Genomic DNA, 16806 nt, shown 5'->3' with positions numbered 1-16806 from the left:
GGCGGCCGGCATGCGCCCAGTCTCCGGCCGGGCGGGACCCACCTACCCGCGCTGAGTGGTCCGGCCGTCCCGGGGCGGGGCGCGGCCCGACGGGCGGTGCGACGCCGAACACAACGACCGCAACGCCCGGAACGCGGCGGTCTGTCGCCCCTCGGCGGCTCGGGCCGCACCCATGCTCGGGCGCGTCCGGCCCCGGCCCTGCACCGGGGCGACCGTCTCGCCGCCGGAGGCACCCCGCATGGCCGAGGACACCGTCGCCCTCGCACCGGCCGCGCCGGGCGCGCCCGCCGAGCGGCCGCGTCCGGTCCCGCTGGTCCGGCTCGCGATCCCGCTCGCCGTCGGGGCGGTGCTGTGGTGCGTGCCGCCCCCTGACGGCGTCGAGGCCCCCGCGTGGCACATGTTCGCGATCTTCGTCGCGACGATCGTCGGCGTCATCGCGCGCCCGCTGCCGATGGGCGCGGTCACCGTCGTCGGGATGGTGGCCACGGTCGTCACCGGCGTCCTGGAGCCGGGCGAGGCGCTGTCCGGGTTCTCGAACACGACGATCTGGTTGATCGTCGTCGCGTTCTTCATCTCGCGCGGCGTGATCAAGACCGGGCTCGGCGCCCGGCTCGCGCTGTTCTTCGTGTCCCGGCTCGGCCGCAGCCCCCTGGGCCTGGCGTACGGCCTCGCCGCGACCGACCTGCTGCTCGCCCCGGCCACCCCGTCGAACACCGCGCGGGCCGGCGGCATCATCCAGCCGATCGTCCGGTCGATCTCCGCGTCCTACGGCAGCGAGCCCGGGCCGACGTCCCGGCGGATCGGCTCGTACCTCACCAGCTCCGCGTTCCACGTCAACGCCGTGACGTCGGCGATGTTCCTCACCGCCATGGCGGGCAACCCGCTGGCCGCCCAGCTCGCGGGCGACCAGGGCGTCGCCATCTCCTGGGGCACGTGGGCGCTCGCGGCGATCGTGCCCGGCCTGGTGGCGCTGGTCGTGGTGCCGCTCGTGGTCCGCGCGGTCGACCCGCCGGAGGTCCGCCGCACCCCCGAGGCCGCCGACCGGGCGCGCGCCGCGCTGCGCGACCTCGGCCCGCTGTCCTCCGGGGAGAAGGTGATGACCGGCACGATCGTCGGCCTCCTCCTGCTGTGGACCCTCGGCGACGCGCTGCTCGACGTCTCCGCCACCACCACCGCGCTGATCGGCCTGGTCGCCCTCCTGCTCACCGGCGTGCTGACCTGGGACGACGTGAAGCGCGAGACCCAGGCCTGGGACACGCTGGTGTGGTTCGCGGTGCTGGTCATGATGGCGACCCAGCTCAACGCGCTCGGCCTCATCCCGTGGCTCAGCGGGGAGATGTCCGCGCTGGTCGGCGACATGGGCTGGCAGCAGGCGTTCGTCCTGCTCACGCTCGTGTACTTCGTCAGCCACTACCTGTTCGCGTCCAACACGGCGCACATCTCCGCGATGTACGCCGCGTTCCTCGCCACCGCGATCATGGCCGGTGCCCCGCCGGTGTTCGCCGCCCTGGTGCTCGGCTTCATCTCCAGCATGTTCGCGTCGCTGACCCACTACTCCTGCGGCCCGGCCCCGGTGCTGTTCGGCTCCGGCTACGTGCCGGTCGTCCGGTGGTGGCGCACCGGCGGCGTGGTGGCCGTCGTGAACATCGCGATCTGGATGGGCGTCGGCGGGCTCTGGATGCGGCTGATCGGCCTGTGGTGACGCCCCCGCGCCCCCGGCGCCCTCGACGCACGCCCCCCACCCGCCCGGACCCCAGGAGACCGTGATGAGCCACCCCCCGACCGAGATCCCCGCCGGCTTCCGGCTCGAGCACGACACGATGGGCGACGTCCTCGTGCCCGCCGACGCCTGCTACCGGGCCCAGACCCAGCGCGCGGTGCAGAACTTCGCGATCTCGGGGACCCGCCTGCACCCCCGGCACGTGGCGGCCCTCGCCGAGATCAAGCGGGCCGCGGCGCTCGCGAACGCCGAGCTCGGGGTGCTGCCCGGGGACGTCGCGGCGGCGGTCGCCGCCGCGGCGGCGGAGGTGGCGGACGGCCGATGGGCCGACCAGTTCCCGGTCGACGTGTTCCAGACCGGCTCCGGCACCTCGTCGAACATGAACGTGAACGAGGTGCTCGCCACGCTGGCCACCGAGCGGCTCGGGCGGCCCGTGCACCCGAACGACCACGTGAACGCCTCGCAGTCGTCGAACGACGTGTTCCCCGCGTCGATCCACGTCGCGGCGGCGCAGGCGGTGCTCACGGACCTGCTCCCGGCGCTCGACCACCTCGCCGCGACGCTGGAGGCCCGGGCCGCCGAGCACGCCGACGTGGTCAAGGCCGGGCGCACGCACCTGATGGACGCCACGCCCGTGACCCTCGGCCAGGAGCTCGGCGGGTACGCCGCGCAGGTCCGGCTCGGGATCGAGCGGGTGGAGGCGGCGCTGCCGCGGCTGGCGGAGCTGCCGCTGGGCGGGACCGCCGTCGGCACCGGGATCAACACCCCGCCGGGCTTCCCGCAGCGGGTCATCGCGATCGTGGCCGACCACACCGCCCTGCCGCTCACGGAGGCCCGGAACCACTTCGAGGCGCAGGGCGCGCAGGACGCGCTGGTCGAGACGTCGGGCGCGCTGCGCACGGTCGCGGTGTCGCTGGTGAAGATCTGCAACGACCTGCGGTGGATGGGCTCGGGCCCGCGCGCCGGGCTCGCCGAGATCACGCTCCCGGACCTGCAGCCGGGGTCGTCGATCATGCCCGGCAAGGTGAACCCGGTGATCCCGGAGGCGGTGCTCATGGTGGCCGCGCAGGTCATCGGGAACGACGCCACCGTGGCGTTCGCCGGCACCACCGGCTCGTTCGAGCTCAACGTCATGCTGCCGGTGATGGCGCGCAACCTCCTGGAGTCCGTCTCCCTGCTCGCGCAGGCCTCCACCCACCTGGCGGACAAGTGCGTGGCCGGCCTGGTCGCCGACCGGGACCGCTGCCGGCAGCTCGCGGAGTCGTCGCCGTCCGTGGTCACCCCGCTCAACCGGCTGATCGGCTACGAGGCGGCCGCGGCGGTGGTCAAGCACGCCGTGGCGCAGGACCTCACGATCCGCGAGGCGGTGCTCGGCCTCGGGCACGTCGCCGAGGGCCGGGTCACGGCCGACCAGCTCGACGCCGCGCTCGACGTGCTCGCGATGACGACGCCGGCGGTGCCCTGATGCAGACGGTCCGGACGGACGTCGCGGTCGTCGGCGGCGGGGGAGCGGGGCTGCGGGCGGCGATCGCGGTCGCGGAGTCGCACCCCGAGCTCGCGGTCACCGTGCTGTCGAAGGTCTACCCGATGCGCTCCCACACGGTGGCCGCCGAGGGCGGGGCCGCGGGCGTGGTCGGCGCGGACGACTCCCTGGAGCAGCACTTCGCGGACACGGTGTCCGGCGGGGACTGGCTCTGCGACCAGGACGTGGTGCAGTACTTCGTCGAGCACGCGGCGCACGAGATGTACCGGCTGGAGCGGTGGGGCTGCCCGTGGAGCCGCACCGACGACGGTGCGGTGGACGTGCGCCGGTTCGGCGGGATGAGCCGGCCGCGCACCTGGTTCGCGGCGGACAAGACCGGCTTCCACGTCCTGCACACGCTCTTCCAGACCTCCCTGCAGCACCCGTCGATCACGCGGGCGGACGAGTGCCTCGCCCTGGAGCTGGTCGTCCGGGACGGCCGGGTCGCCGGCGTGCTGGCCTACGACCAGCGCGAGGGGTACCCGGTCCTGGTCGAGGCGGGCGCGGTCGTCATGGCCACCGGCGGTGCCGGGCGGCTGTACGCGCAGAACACCAACGGCGCGATCGTCACCGGCGACGGCATGGCGATGGCCTACCGGGCCGGCGCGCCGCTGCGGGACCTGGAGTTCGTCCAGTACCACCCGACCGGCCTGCCGGGCTCCGGCATCCTGATCACCGAGGGCTGCCGCGGCGAGGGCGGCGTCCTGCTGAACGCCGACGGCCGCCGGTACCTGCAGGACTACGGCCTGGGCCCGGAGACGCCGGTCGGCGAGCCGAAGAACAAGCACATGGAGCTCGGACCGCGGGACCGGCTCTCCCAGGCGTTCTGGCACGAGCAGCGGGCGGGGCGCACCGTCGCGACCCCGCGCGGCGACGCGGTGCACCTCGACCTGCGGCACCTCGGCCGGGCGTACCTGCGCGAGCGGCTGCCGCTGATCTGCGAGCTCACCGAGCAGTACCTCGGCATCGACCCGGCGACCGCGCCGATCCCGGTGTGCCCGAGCGTGCACTACTCGATGGGCGGCATCGAGACCGACGTGACCACGGCGACGCCGCTGCCCGGGCTGTTCGCGGTCGGGGAGTGCGCGTCCTCCGGGCTGCACGGCGCCAACCGGCTCGGCTCCAACTCGCTCGCCGAGCTGGTGGTGCTGGGCCGGGTCGCCGGGGAGCGGGCCGCCGCGGCCGCCCTCGCCGACCCCGCCCCGTCCGACCCGCGGGTGCGCCGGGACGCCGCCGACGCGGCGGCCCGGCACCTGGCGCGCATGGGCCGGGGCTCCGAGCCGCAGGTCGGGATCCGCGAGGAGCTCGGCCGGGCGATGGACGACGGCGTCGGCATCTTCCGCACCCGCGAGGGCATGGAGCGCGCCGCCGCCACCGTGCGCGACCTGAAGGAGCGGTACGCGGACGTCCGGGTGGCCGACACCTGCCCCGTGTACAACACGGACTGGGCCGCCGCGGTGGAGCTCGGCGCGATGCTCGACGTCGCCGACGGGCTGGTGGCCTCGGCCCTCGCCCGCGAGGAGTCCCGCGGGTCGCACCAGCGGCTCGACGGCTTCGGCGAGCGCGACGACGAGCGGTTCCTCGCGCACACCCGCGCGTGGTGGACCCCCGACGGGCCGCGGCTGGAGCACACGCCGGTGACGATCACGACCTCGCCGCCGGCGACCCGGGCGTACGGCGCGGCCGGGGCCGCAGGAGCCGCAGGAGCCGCAGGAGCCGCCAAGGGTGCGGGCGCTGCCGGGACCGGGGAGGTGGCCCGGTGAGCGGCGAGGTGCTCGGCACGATCACGCTGCGCGTGCAGCGCTACCGCCCCGACATCGACGAGGCCCCGCACCTGGTCGACTACGAGGTTCCCTGGGGGCAGGACACGTCGGTGCTCGACGCGCTGAACTGGGTCAAGGACCACCTCGACCCGACGCTCGCGTTCCGCTGGTCCTGCCGGATGGCGATCTGCGGGTCCTGCGGCTTCCAGCTCAACGGCACGCCGCGGCTGGGCTGCGAGCACCTTCGTCCGCGACTACGCGCCCGGCCCCCTCGTGGTGGAGCCGCTCGCGAACCTCGCCGTCGAGCGGGACCTCGTCGTGGACCTGGAGCCGTTCATGGCGTCGCTGGAGCGGGCGCGGCCCTGGCTGGTGCCCGACCCGGACGACCCGCCCGGCGGCACCGGGAACCGGCAGACGCCCGAGCAGCTGCTGGCGTACCGCGACTACGCGATGTGCATCGACTGCCTGCTCTGCTACGCCGCGTGCCCGCAGGTCGCGCTCGCGCCGGACTTCCTGGGGCCGGCCGCGATCACCGCCGCGGTCCGGTACGACAAGGACTCCCGGGACCACGGGGGCGATGACCGGCTGCCCGCGCTCGACCGCGAGGACGGGCTGTGGGCGTGCACCTTCGTCGGGGCGTGCTCGACGGCGTGCCCCAAGGGCGTCGACCCCGCGGCGGCGATCCAGCAGGCCAAGGCGGCGACGGCGGCGGCGTGGGCGGCGGAGTTCCTGCTGCCGCGGCGCGGGGGCCGGTCGTGACCGCGGGGGAGCCGGCGGACCCGGCCGCGGACCCGGCCGTCGTGGACCCGGCAACCGCGGACCCGGCCGCCGAGGACCCGGCAACCGCGGACCCGGCCGCCGCGGACCCCCGGGGCCGCCCGGCGCGTCGGCCGCACCGCCCGCCCGTGCGCCGGGCCTGGTTCCTCGCCACCGGCGAGTACCGCGCGTACGCGCTGCGCGAGGCGTCGAGCGTCGTCGTCGGGCTGTTCGTGCTCAACCTGGTGACCGGTCTGGTGGCCGCCCACCGCGGCGTCGACGCGTTCACCCGGTGGGTCGGGCTGCAGCGGTCGCCGGCCGTCGTCGTGCTGACCGTCGTGGCCCTGGTGATGGCCGTGGTGCACGCGACGACCTGGTTCCGGGCGACCCCCGCCGTCATCCGGGTGCGCCGCGGCCGCCGGCACCTGCACCCGCGCTGGGTGGTGCTGGTGCACTACCTGCTGCTCGCGGCGTTCGCCGTCGTCGTCGTGCTCTGGCTCGGGAGGCCGTGATGCGTCGCTGGGAGGGACGGACCAACGAGCCGCTGCTCTGGGCCCTGTTCGGCGGCGGCGGGATGCTCGCCGTGTTCACCATGCCGGTGCTGGTGGTCGTCTTCGGGCTCCTGGTGCCGTTCGGGGTGTTCGGGGAACCGGCCGCCGTGCACGCACGCGTCGCCGGGTTCGTGACGCACCCGCTCGGGGCGCTCGCGGTGTGCGTCGCGCTCGGGCTGGTGCTGTGGCACTGCTGCCACCGGACCTGGCACGCGCTGCGCGACCTCGGGCTGCACCCGCCGGAGGTGGTGCGCGCCGGGATCTACGGCATCGCGCTGCTGACCCCGGCGATCACCTACGCGCTCTGTCTCGCCGCCTGACCGGCGGGGCACCCCGGGCCGCCCGGGGTGCCCCGCGCCGGAGTCAGTGCGCCCGGTGCGGCACCGGCTCCGGCAGCCCCGCGTCCGCCCGGACCCGGCGGGAGAAGCCCTCGATCGACCGCAGCGCGTCCACCAGCTCCGGCACCCGGACGGTGAACGGCATCGCGTGGATCGTCTCGCCCTCCGCGGTCGCCGCCTCGGCCACCCGGGTCAGGTCGGCCACGTCACCCGGCGTCAGCCCCACCTCGGTGAGCGTGTTCGGCAGGCCGACCCGGGTGGTGAACTCGACGAAGTCCCGGATCTCGTCGACCGGCGCGCCCTCGAGCACCAGCTGGGTGACGGAGCCGATGTTCACCTTCTGCCCGTGGGTCAGCCCGTGCGTCTGCGGCGCCGCGGTGAGGCCGTTGTGGATCGCGTGCGCGGCCGCGAGCCCACCCGACTCGAAGCCCAGCCCGGACAGCAGCGTGTTCGCCTCGACCACCTTCTCCACCGAGGGGGTGACCAGGTGGTCGCGCACCGCGTCGATCGCGGGGAGCGCGTGCTCCCAGAGGATGTCCCAGGACAGCCGGGCCAGCGCGGTCCCCGTCGCGGTCGGCAGCCCGCCGGCCATGGTCGTCCCGTCGCCGCGGGCCACGGCGCGCGCCTCGATCCAGGTCGCGAGCGCGTCGCCCACCCCCGCGACGAGGAACTTCACCGGGGCGTTGGCCACCAGCCGGGTGTCCACGAGCACCAGGTCCGGGTTGTGCGGGAAGAACCGGTACTCCTCGAAGCCCCCCTCGTCGTCGTAGATCACCGACAGCGCCGAGCACGGGGCGTCGGTCGAGGCGACGGTCGGCACCGAGACCCACCGCGCCCCCGCGAGGTGGCCGGCCGCCTTCACGGCGTCGATCACCGAGCCGCCCCCGACGCCCACCACGACGTCCGCGCCGAGCTCCGTCACGCGGGCGGCGATCGACTCGACCGCCGCGGCGGTGGCGTACACGCCGAACCCGTCGCGGGTCAGCGGCAGCCGCGCCGCGTCGAACGACCGGGTGACCGCGTCGCCGACGAACGACCACACGGTGTCGTCGGCGACCACCAGCGGCGTGCGGCCGATCGGGGCGACCAGCTCGCCGAGGCGCTCGATCGCGCCGGGCCCCTGGGCGTAGCGGGACGGGCTGATCAGGGTACGGACGGGCAGGTGCTCCTGGGTCGCGGACACGGCTCCTCCTGGCGGGGTCGCGTCGGCGCCGGGCCCGTCGGTCACGGACCTGGCCGGTCGCCGACCCCTCCACCGTACGGACCGCCCGTGCCGGGCCGCCAGGGCACCTGGTCACGGGTCCGTCCGTGCGCAGTAGGGTCGCGGCATGGCACTCACCGAGGACCCGCGCACCGCCCCGTCGATCCGCTGGGGCATCCTCGGCGCGGGCGGCATCGCCGGGGCCTTCGCCGACGCCGTCCGGAGCAGCACCCGCGCCCCGCTCGTCGCCGTCGGGTCCCGGGACCGCACCCGCGCCGAGCGGTTCGCCACCGCCCACGGCATCCCCACCACCCACGTCGGCTACCGCGCCCTGGTCGAGGACCCGCAGGTCGACGCGGTGTACGTCGCCACCCCGCACTCCGAGCACCGCGAGCACGCCCTGCTCGCGATCGCCGCGGGCAAGCACGTGCTGGTGGAGAAGGCGTTCACCCGCAGCGCCGCCGAGGCGGAGGAGGTGTTCGCCGCCGCCCGCGCGGCCGGGGTGTTCGTGATGGAGGCGATGTGGACGCGGTTCCTCCCGCACGTCGCCGCCGTGCACCAGGTCATCGACTCGGGCGAGATCGGCGAGGTCGTCGCCGTGCACGCCGACCACGGCCAGTACTTCCCGTTCGACCCGTCCCACCGGCTGTACGACCCGGCGCTGGCGGGCGGCGCGCTGCTCGACCTCGGCGTGTACCCGGTCGCGTTCGCGCAGGACTTCCTCGGCGTGCCGACCCAGGTGCGGGCGGTCGGGGCGCTCACCGAGACCGGCGTCGACGGCCAGCTCGCGATCGTGCTGAGCTACGGCGACCGGACCCAGGCGGCGCTCACCACGACGCTCTGGGCGAGGACGCCCACCACCGCGGCGATCAGCGGCACCGAGGGCACGATCACGATCGACGGCTCGTTCTACGCGCCCACGTCGTTCCGGGTCACCCGGCGCGACGGCCGGACCTGGACCTTCGACCAGCCGGTCGAGCGCGGGCTGCAGTACGAGGCCGCCGAGGTCGCGCGCCGGGTGGCCGAGGGCGCCACCGAGAGCCCCCGGATGTCCTGGGCGGACACCCTCGGCGTGCTGCGCACGATGGACGAGGTCCGGGCGCAGGTCGGGGTCGTCTACCCGGGCGAGTGATCCGACGCACCCCGACCCGCCTCGTGGCGCTCACGAGGGCCCGGTGCGAGGGGTGTCGGCGGGGGTGGATACCCTGGCGCGCGTGACGCAGCCCCACCCGCCGGCGCCCCGGCCCCTCCCGACCGTGCCCGGCGGGCTGTTCGTGTCGTTCGAGGGCGGGGACGGCGCCGGCAAGTCCACCCAGTCGCGCCTGCTCGGCGAGTGGCTGGCCGAGCGGGGGCTGACAGTCGTGCTGACCCGCGAGCCCGGCGGCACCGACCTGGGCCGGGTGCTGCGCCGGGAGGTGCTGCACGGCGAGCACCTGGACGCCCGCACCGAGGCGCTGCTGTACGCCGCCGACCGCGCGCACCACGTCGCGTCGCTGGTGCGCCCCGCGCTCGCGGCGGGGTCGGTCGTCGTGACCGACCGGTACCTGGACTCCTCCGTGGCCTACCAGGGGACCGGCCGCGACCTCGGTGCGCAGGAGGTCGAGGACCTCTCGCTGTGGGCCACCGGCGGGCTGCTGCCGGCGCTCACCGTGCTGCTCGACCTCGACCCGGTGGCGGGCCTCGGCCGGCTGCGCGCGCGCCCGGACCAGCCGGACCGGCTGGAGAGCGCGGGCGACGACTTCCACCGCCGCACGCGGGAGGCGTTCCTCGCGCGCGCCGCGGCGGACCCGGGGCGCTGGCTCGTGCTGGACGCGGCGCGGCCGGTCGGGGAGATCGCCGCCGACGTGCGCGCGCGGGTCTCGGCGCTGCTGGGGACCGGGCCCGCGCCCGCGGCACCGGGCGCGGGCGGCGCGCGATGAGCACCGTCTGGGACGACGTCGTCGGGCAGGAGCCGGCCGTCGCCGTGCTGCGCGAGGCCGTGGCGGACCCGTCGAGGATGACGCACGCCTGGCTGATCACCGGCCCGCCCGGCTCCGGCCGGTCCAACGCCGCGCGCGCGTTCGCGGCGGCGCTCCAGGACCCCTCGGGGGACCCGCGCAGCCCGGGCTGCGCGACCGTCCTCGCCGGGACCCACCCCGACGTGACCTTCGTGTCGACCGAGGGCGTGGTCATCCGCGTCGACACCGTCCGGCCGCTGGTGGAGCTCGCCCAGCGCGCCCCGTCCCAGGGCCGGTGGCGGGTCATCGTGGTGGAGGACGCGGACCGGCTCAACGAGACCTCCGGCAACGTGCTGCTCAAGGCCATCGAGGAGCCGCCGCCGCGCACCGTCTGGCTGCTCTGCGCGCCCAGCCCGCAGGACGTGCTCGTGACCCTGCGGTCCCGCAGCCGCTCGGTCGCGCTCCGGGTGCCGCCGGTCGAGGCCGTCGCCGACCTGCTCGTGCGCCGGGACGGGATCGACCCCGGCGTCGCCCTGGTGGCCGCCCGCGCGGCGCAGTCGCACGTCGGCGTCGCCCGCCGGCTCGCCCGCGACCCCGAGGCCCGTGCCCGGCGGTCCGCCGTGCTGCGGATCGCGCCGCGGCTGCGTGGTGTCGGGGACGCCGTGCTCGCCGCGGCCGAGCTCGTGGAGACCGCGCAGGCGGACGCGAAGGCGGCGACCGAGGAGCGGGACGCCGCCGAGCGGCAGGCCCTGCTGCACGCGCTCGGCGCCGAGGGGCTCACGGTGGTCCCGCCGGCGCTCCGCGGGCAGGTCAAGCAGCTCGAGGACGAGCAGAAGCGCCGCGCCACCCGGGCGCAGCGCGACGTGCTCGACCGGGCGATGGTCGACCTGCTGTCGTTCTACCGGGACGTGCTCGTGCTCCAGCTCGGGGCGGACGTCGACCTGGTGAACGCCGAGCACGAGGACGCCGCCCGGTCGATCGCCGAGTCCTCGACGCCCGAGCAGACCGTGCGCCGGATGGGCGCGGTGGGGGAGGCGCGCACCCGGCTGGAGGGGAACGTCGCGCCCCTGCTCGCGGTCGAGGCGATGCTCATCGCCCTGCGCCCGCAGGCCTGACGCCCCGCGCGGCGCGGGGGCCTCGGACGGGCCGTTACCGTGGGGGCGTGACTCCCGCGCCGAGAGCCCTCAGCCGACCCGTGCCCGCGACCCGCCGCCGCGGGCCCGCCCGCACCGCCGCCCTGGCCGCCGTCGCCGCGCTCGCCCTGGCGGGCTGCACCGCGCCGCGCGAGCAGACCGAGGTGACGACCGCCCCGACCGCCGCCGACGTCCGGGGCCTCGACGCGATGTACGCGCAGGAGCTCGACTGGCAGGCGTGCGGCGACCTGGAGTGCGCGACCCTCGTCGTCCCGCTCGACTACGCCGACCCGGACGGCGAGACCATCGAGATCGCGGTCAGCCGGCACCAGGCCACGGGCGACAGGCTCGGCTCGCTCCTCGTGAACCCGGGCGGCCCGGGCTCCTCCGGCACCGACGCCCTGTCCTCCATCGCGATCCCGCGGTTCGGCGACGAGGTCGTGGACCGGTACGACCTGGTCGGCTTCGACCCACGCGGCGTCGCCGCGTCCACCCCGGTGACCTGCGTCGACGGTCCGGAGATGGACGAGATCGTCTCCACCGACTTCGACTTCACCACCGACGAGGGCATCCAGGCGGCGGAGGACGCGTACGGCGCGTTCGGCGCGGCGTGCCTGCAGAACACCGGCCCGCTCCTCGGGCACGTGGACACCGTGTCCGCGGCCAAGGACATGGACGTCCTGCGGGCCGCGCTCGGCGACGACACGCTCACCTACGTCGGCTACTCGTACGGCACCCAGCTCGGCGCCACCTACGCCGCGCTGTTCCCGCAGCAGGTGGGGCGCCTGGTGCTCGACGGCGCGCTCGACCCCACGCTGTCCTCCCAGGAGCTGTCCGAGGGCCAGGCGGAGGGCTTCGAGAACGCGCTGCGCGCCTACGTGGCGGACTGCCAGGCCGGCGCGGACTGCCCGCTGACCGGCACGGTGGACGACGGGCTCGCCCAGGTGCGGTCGGTGCTCGACCGGGCGCGCAAGTCCCCGCTGCCGACCGGCACCTCGCGGCCGCTCACCGGCACCCTGGCGTTCAGCGGCATCGCCCTGCCGCTGTACGACGAGGGGTCCTGGAACTACCTCACGATGGGCCTGGACGCGGCGCTGTCCGGCGACGGCTCGGTCCTGCTCCAGCTCGCCGACCTGTACTACGACCGGAACCCCGACGGCACCTACTCGTCCAACTCCACGGCCGCGTTCTGGGCGATCGGCTGCGCCGACGACCGCGGCACCACCGACGTCGCGGAGATGCGCGCCCAGGCCGCCGCCGTCGAGCAGGTCGCGCCGACCGTCGGGTACTTCTTCGGCTACGGCGGTGTGATCTGCGACCAGTGGCCGGTGCCCGAGGCCGGCGGCCTCGACGACTACTCCGCGGCGGGCGCCGCGCCGATCGTCGTCGTCGGGACCACCAACGACCCGGCGACCCCGTACGCCTGGGCCGAGAGCCTGGCCGAGACCCTCGACTCCGGCCACCTGCTGACCTACGAGGGCGAGGGCCACACCGCGTACGGCCGGTCCAACGCGTGCATCGCGGACGCCGTCGACGCCTACCTGGTCGACGGGACGGTGCCCGCCGACGGGACCCGCTGCTGACCCCTCGCGGCGCTCGCTTTGGAGGACCCGCCGTCCGCCAGGTACAGTGTCCGTGCTCGTCCGCCGGATCGGTGGGCGTGCCGCCTTAGCTCAGTCGGCAGAGCGTCTCACTCGTAATGAGAAGGTCAAGGGTTCGATTCCCTTAGGCGGCTCACGCCGGAGGCCCGGGTTCCCTCGAGGATCCCGGGGCTCCTGCAGCAGTCCGGACGACACCCCACCCGGTGCCGTCGCCCCCAGCCTCCGCCGACGTCGTGCGGAGTGAGAGCAGTCGTCTGATCATCACCACCGCCAGTCCCCGCACGACCACCCCCGCCGACACCGCGCCCGTCCAGTGGCGCCAGGCGGACGAGAACCTCTGGGCCGCGACCGTCGCCGGCGAGTACGCCGGGCTGATCGCCCGCGAGCCCGACGGCCACCACGTCATGGACGCGCTGTCGCGCCCGGTGGCCGTGGTCCCGACCTGGGACGACGCCGTCGCCGCGCTCACCGCGGCCGGCCGTCGCGCCCCCGCGCCCGCCACCTGCGTGCGCACCCACCACCGTCCGCGCCCGTCGTGGCGCGGCACCAGGAGCTGCGCCCGCGGTTCCGGTCCCCGAACGAGAGAAGACATCATGACCACCGGCACCGTGAAGTGGTTCAACGCCGAGAAGGGCTTCGGCTTCATCGCCCCCACCGAGGGCGGCCCGGACGTGTTCGCGCACTACAGCGCGATCGCCTCCTCCGGCTACCGCTCCCTCGAGGAGAACCAGCAGGTCGAGTTCGACGTCACCGAGGGCCCGAAGGGCCCGCAGGCGGCGAACATCCGCCCGCTCTGAGCTGACGCGCGAACGCCGGCCGCCCCACCTCGGTGGGACGGCCGGCGTTCTGCTGTCTCGGGTCGCTCAGACCCCGCGGTACCGCTGGACCATCGGGCAGTCGAACGGGTTGCGGGCCGCGAGCCCGACGTCGTTCAGGTACCGGACCACGATCGCGTAGGACCGCAGCAGCGACGTCTCCGTGTACGGCACGCCGTTGCGGAGGCAGTGCTCCCGCACCAGGAGACGGGCCCGGGCGAGGTGCGGGCGCGGCATGCTCGGGAACAGGTGGTGCTCCACCTGGAAGTTCAGCCCGCCCATCAGGGTGCTCATCGCGTGCCCGCCGGTGATGTTCCGGGACGTCAGCACCTGCTTGGACAGGAAGTCCAGCCGGCTGCCCTCCGGGATCATCGCCATGCCCTTGTGGTTCGGGGCGAAGGACGCGCCCATGTACACGCCGAACACCGCGAGCTGCACGCCGAGGAAGGCGAAGCCGATGGCCGGGCCCAGGAACCACAGCACCGCCGCGGTGTAGACGCTGAGCCGCACGACGAGCATGGACAGCTCCAGCGTGCGGGCCCGGGACCGCTCCTGCGCCAGCAGGCTGCGGAACGCCGTCACGTGCAGGTTCAGGCCCTCCAGCGTCAGCAGCGGGAAGAACGCCCAGCCCTGCACGCGGGTCAGCGCGGCCATCACCCGGCTCTGCTTCGCCGCGTCCGAGTGCAGGAACACGATCGTGTCCGGCGCGATGTCCGGGTCCTTGCCGACGTGGTTCGGGTTCGCGTGGTGCCGCGAGTGCTTCGTCATCCACCACGAGTGGCTGATGCCGACCACGCCGTTCGCCAGGATCCGTCCCAGCCGGTCGTTCGCCGGCCCGGACGCGAGCACCTGCCGGTGCGACGCCTCGTGCGCGACGAACGCGAACTGCGTCAGCACGATCCCGAGGCCGCCCGCGATCAGCAGCTGGAACCAGGAGCGACCCAGGAGCACCGATCCCGCGACCAGCGCCGCCAGGGCGATGCCCAGGCCGATCAGCAGCAGGATGTAGAACCCCGGGGTGCGGTTCAGCAGGCCCGCGTCGCGGACCTGGCGGGACAGCTCCTGGTAGGAGCCGGTCGACGCGGCCTGGTTCGGCCGGGCGGTGGCCTGCGCGGGGGCGGGTGCGGTCGTGGCGGCGGATGCGGGGGGTGGTGTCACGAAGCGCGCTCCGAACGTGGGGGGTGGTCGACTTCCCAGCCGCTGGCATGAGCGCGGACGCCCGTCGTTCGGATGCGTCCACGCTACGTGACCGCGCGCGGGAGCACCCGGGGGCTGTCCCCCCGATCCCGGGTGGATGTCGTGGAGGGGCGGTAGGAAGGAGGCATGGAACCGCGGATCAGCGTGGTGACGCTCGGCGTCACCGACCTCGACCGGGCGTGCGCGTTCTACCGGGCCATGGGGTGGCCCGCGCCGCGGAGGCCCGACGACGAGGTGGCGTTCTTCCAGGCCAACGGGTTGGTCCTCGCGCTGTGGACCGGCGTCGGGGGCCGCGGGGCGCCGGGGGTGGAGCTCGCGTACAACGTGCGGGGGCCCGAGGAGGTGGCGCCCGTGCTCGCCGCGGCGGCCGCGGCGGGCGGGACGGTGCTGCGACCCGCGGCGGTGGCCGACTGGGGCGGCACCTCGGGGGCGTTCGCCGACCCCGAGGGCTACGTGTGGGAGGTCGCGCACAACCCGGGGTGGCCCATCGGGGCCGACGGCTCGATCACGATGTGAGCCGCGCCGCGGCGCGCGGGACGAGCGCGGTGACGCCGGTACGCTGCCCGCCGTGCCGTCGTACCGCGTGACCCTGGGCGTCGGCCTGCTGCACCCCGGCGTCGACCCCGCCGCCCTGCTGCCCGCCGCGGCCGACGCCGCCCGCGCGGTGACCGAGGTGGAGGCGCAGGACGTCGCCGTCGTCGCGGGGGAGGCGCGGGTGGTCGTGCGGTACCTCGCCGGGGACGACGAGGGCGCGGCGCGGATCGGGCGGCGGGTGGCGCACCGGGCGCGCGAGCTGGCCGAGGTGCGCCGGGCCACCGTCGCCCGACGCTCGGGGCCTCGCTGGATCCCGGTCGACCCGCTGCACTGACGCGCGGCCGCCGCGCCGCCGCGCCGCCGTCTCCCCACCCCCGGGACGACGCCGACCTCGCAGAAGCTGCGGGGTTCGAGCGTCCGGAACCCCGCAGCTTCCGCAGACTCGGCGGGTCGCGGCGCGGCGGGGCGCGGGTCGCGGATCGCGGGGCGGGGCGCGGGGCGGGTGGGGCGGCGGGGGGTCGGTGGGGCGGCGGGAGGTCGGGGGTGGCGGGTCAGGCCCGCGCGCCGGCGTAGTGGGCCGCCAGTCGCGCGAAGCCCTCGTCCAGGGTCACCGCCGGCGTCCACCGCAGGTCGGCCCGGGTGGCGCGCTGGTCGAACCAGTGCGCGGTCGACAGCTGCTCGGCGAGGAACCGCGTCATGGGCGGCTCGTCGGTGCCGGGGCGCAGCCGCCACGCGGCCTCGACCAGGCCGCCCGCGGCCCGCGCCAGGCGCGCGGGGACCCGCCACGCCGGAGGCCGGACACCGCCCGCGCGGCAGATGCCGACGAGCAGGTCGGCCACGGTCCGCGGCTCGCCGTTGGTGAGCACGTAGGCGTTCCCGTGCACCTCCGGCGCGTCGGCCCGGTCGAGCGCCGCGGCGATGCCGTCGGCGGCGTTGTCGACGTACGTGGTGTCGATGAGGGCGGCGCCGTGGTCGAGCAGCGGCAGCCGGCCGCGCGCCGCGCGGTCGAGGACCCGCTCGACGAGCTGCGTGTCGCCCGGGCCCCACACGAGGTGCGGGCGCACGGCCACCACGGCCATGCCGCCGTCGGCGGCGCGGTCCCGGTCCAGGGCCAGCAGCTCGGCGGCCGCCTTGGTGCGGGCGTAGTCGCCGCGGGCGTGCGCCGGGTCCGCGGGCTCGGCCCCGACGCCCACGAGCGACGCCCCGCCGTGCGCGACGGACGGCGAGGACACCTGGACGAACCGCCGGACCCCCGCGCGCTCGGCGGCGTCGAGCAGCGTCGTGGTGCCGCCGATGTTGACGGCGTCGAACTCCTCGCGCGGCCCGGCGAGCGAGACCCGCGCCGCGAGGTGCACGACCGCGTCGACGCCGTCGAGGGCCGCGGCCACCGCGTCGGCGTCGGTCACGGAACCCGCGACGTCGCGCGCGCCGGCCACGCCCGAGGGCCGGCGCTGGAGCGTGCGGACGTCCGCGCCCCGCTCGACGAGCACGCGCGCCACCGCGCCGCCGAGCAGGCCGGACGCGCCGGTCACCAGGACGGTCACGGCGCGCCCACCGGCCCGCCGGACAGCACCCGCGACGCCCACGCCGCGAGCCGGGTGCGGTCGATCTTCGAGTTGTGCCGGACGTCGGTCGGCATCCGCGGCGCGACGAGGACGGCCGCGAGCGGGACCGGGGCGGCCGCGCGGACGGCGCCCGCCAGCCCGGCCGGCGCCAGACCCGCCCGCCGCGGGGCCGC

At 75.9% G+C, this 16806-nt stretch carries 16 protein-coding genes, 1 tRNA gene and 2 pseudogenes; 15 read left to right on the top strand and 4 right to left on the bottom strand.

Features of this window, described 5'->3' with window-relative positions; genetic code table 11:
- Window positions 1–238: 238 nt before the first annotated feature.
- The 7 genes and pseudogenes from FA014_RS10785 to frdD all read left to right on the top strand — a co-directional run bounded on the left by FA014_RS10785 (window position 239) and on the right by frdD (window position 6632).
- A complete protein-coding gene (locus FA014_RS10785; RefSeq protein WP_154729686.1) occupies window positions 239–1702 on the top strand; it encodes an anion permease in 1464 nt (487 codons plus the stop codon).
- Window positions 1703–1766: 64 nt separating this feature from the next.
- The gene (locus FA014_RS10780) at window positions 1767–3185 is read left to right on the top strand and encodes a class II fumarate hydratase (protein WP_154729685.1); all 1419 of its coding nucleotides are present in this window, start codon (window positions 1767–1769) and stop codon (window positions 3183–3185) included.
- On the top strand, window positions 3185–5005 hold the full coding sequence (gene frdA / locus FA014_RS10775) for a fumarate reductase (quinol) flavoprotein subunit (protein WP_154729684.1): 1821 nt from the start codon (window positions 3185–3187) through the stop codon (window positions 5003–5005). Before FA014_RS10780 ends, frdA begins: the two co-directional genes overlap by 1 nt.
- Window positions 5002–5238: pseudogene (locus FA014_RS21070) on the top strand (2Fe-2S iron-sulfur cluster-binding protein); the annotation flags it as partial. The gene frdA and the pseudogene FA014_RS21070, both read left to right, overlap by 4 nt.
- Before the next feature lies 1 nt (window position 5239).
- Window positions 5240–5764 (top strand): annotated as a pseudogene (locus tag FA014_RS10770) (4Fe-4S dicluster domain-containing protein); the annotation flags it as partial.
- Window positions 5761–6273, top strand: a complete 513-nt coding sequence (locus FA014_RS10765; protein ID WP_195969251.1) for a hypothetical protein — start codon at window positions 5761–5763, stop codon at window positions 6271–6273. The pseudogene FA014_RS10770 and the gene FA014_RS10765, both read left to right, overlap by 4 nt.
- Complete coding sequence (gene frdD / locus FA014_RS10760; protein WP_154729682.1) at window positions 6273–6632, top strand: fumarate reductase subunit FrdD; 360 nt, start codon at window positions 6273–6275, stop codon at window positions 6630–6632. Before FA014_RS10765 ends, frdD begins: the two co-directional genes overlap by 1 nt.
- A 43-nt stretch (window positions 6633–6675) precedes the next feature.
- On the opposite strand, the gene FA014_RS10755 is transcribed toward frdD, so the two are convergent.
- A complete protein-coding gene (locus FA014_RS10755) occupies window positions 6676–7833 on the bottom strand; it encodes a glycerol dehydrogenase (RefSeq protein ID WP_230323057.1) in 1158 nt (385 codons plus the stop codon).
- 145 nt (window positions 7834–7978) lie between these two features.
- On the opposite strand from FA014_RS10755, the gene FA014_RS10750 reads away from it, so the two are divergent.
- The 6 genes from FA014_RS10750 to FA014_RS10725 all read left to right on the top strand — a co-directional run bounded on the left by FA014_RS10750 (window position 7979) and on the right by FA014_RS10725 (window position 13319).
- Window positions 7979–8983 carry a Gfo/Idh/MocA family protein gene (locus tag FA014_RS10750; RefSeq protein ID WP_154729681.1) on the top strand — a complete coding sequence of 335 codons (1005 nt, stop codon included), beginning with the start codon at window positions 7979–7981 and terminating at the stop codon, window positions 8981–8983.
- A gap of 82 nt (window positions 8984–9065) precedes the next feature.
- Complete coding sequence (gene tmk / locus FA014_RS10745) at window positions 9066–9770, top strand: dTMP kinase (RefSeq protein ID WP_230323056.1); 705 nt, start codon at window positions 9066–9068, stop codon at window positions 9768–9770.
- On the top strand, window positions 9767–10903 hold the full coding sequence (locus FA014_RS10740; RefSeq protein WP_154729680.1) for a DNA polymerase III subunit delta': 1137 nt from the start codon (window positions 9767–9769) through the stop codon (window positions 10901–10903). Before tmk ends, FA014_RS10740 begins: the two co-directional genes overlap by 4 nt.
- A gap of 80 nt (window positions 10904–10983) precedes the next feature.
- Window positions 10984–12504, top strand: coding sequence for an alpha/beta hydrolase (locus FA014_RS10735; RefSeq protein ID WP_154729679.1), 1521 nt, complete (start codon window positions 10984–10986; stop codon window positions 12502–12504).
- A 79-nt stretch (window positions 12505–12583) separates the two neighbouring features.
- Window positions 12584–12656: transfer RNA gene (locus FA014_RS10730), tRNA-Thr, on the top strand.
- A 459-nt stretch (window positions 12657–13115) separates the two neighbouring features.
- A complete protein-coding gene (locus FA014_RS10725) occupies window positions 13116–13319 on the top strand; it encodes a cold-shock protein (RefSeq protein WP_154729687.1) in 204 nt (67 codons plus the stop codon).
- 66 nt (window positions 13320–13385) lie between these two features.
- Here FA014_RS10725 and FA014_RS10720 read toward each other — a convergent pair whose 3' ends face one another.
- Complete coding sequence (locus tag FA014_RS10720) at window positions 13386–14495, bottom strand: fatty acid desaturase family protein (RefSeq protein WP_154729678.1); 1110 nt, start codon at window positions 14493–14495, stop codon at window positions 13386–13388.
- Window positions 14496–14660: 165 nt separating this feature from the next.
- Between FA014_RS10720 and FA014_RS10715 the strand changes: the two genes are divergently transcribed.
- On the top strand, window positions 14661–15050 hold the full coding sequence (locus tag FA014_RS10715; RefSeq protein ID WP_154729677.1) for a VOC family protein: 390 nt from the start codon (window positions 14661–14663) through the stop codon (window positions 15048–15050).
- A 52-nt stretch (window positions 15051–15102) separates the two neighbouring features.
- A complete protein-coding gene (locus tag FA014_RS10710; protein ID WP_154729676.1) occupies window positions 15103–15402 on the top strand; it encodes a hypothetical protein in 300 nt (99 codons plus the stop codon).
- A gap of 217 nt (window positions 15403–15619) precedes the next feature.
- Here the strand turns inward: FA014_RS10710 and FA014_RS10705 are convergent, their stop codons facing one another.
- Window positions 15620–16612, bottom strand: a complete 993-nt coding sequence (locus tag FA014_RS10705) for an NAD-dependent epimerase/dehydratase family protein (protein WP_154729675.1) — start codon at window positions 16610–16612, stop codon at window positions 15620–15622.
- A partial coding sequence (locus tag FA014_RS19980) for a hypothetical protein (RefSeq protein WP_195969250.1) occupies window positions 16609–16806 on the bottom strand: 198 nt, incomplete at its 5' end. The genes FA014_RS10705 and FA014_RS19980, both read right to left, overlap by 4 nt.

It is taken from the genome of Cellulomonas hominis (assembly GCF_005239125.1).
Classification (GTDB): domain Bacteria; phylum Actinomycetota; class Actinomycetes; order Actinomycetales; family Cellulomonadaceae; genus Cellulomonas; species Cellulomonas hominis_A.
This window is presented reverse-complemented; position numbering and strand designations above follow the sequence as displayed.